The following is a 202-nucleotide window of genomic DNA, read 5'->3' on the forward strand; positions in this document are numbered from 1 at the left end:
AGGGGTCGCGGTCAGTTTCGCGATGACTTCGTCGTTGGTGTCGGTGACATTGACCTTCGCCGCGTCGCCCAGCTGCAGGTTCTCGAAGGTACGGCCGCCGGTGTCGGCTGCCGACTTGATACCCAGGCTGATTTCACCGGCGTCTTTGTAAACGTCGTCGCCTTGGGCAGCGTGCTCGTAGGGCGCGCTGGTCTGGCCGGCT

Annotated in this window: 1 protein-coding gene; it reads right to left on the reverse strand. The window is 63.9% G+C overall.

From position 1 onward, the window contains the following. Nucleotides 1-202 (reverse strand): immunoglobulin-like domain-containing protein (locus ABI582_RS28800; protein WP_442121010.1); only part of this gene is annotated, 202 nt, incomplete at both ends.

Origin of the sequence: Pseudomonas sp. SAS7, assembly GCF_052112345.1 — a bacterium.
Taxonomy (GTDB): Bacteria; Pseudomonadota; Gammaproteobacteria; order Pseudomonadales; family Pseudomonadaceae; genus Aquipseudomonas; species Aquipseudomonas putida_Q.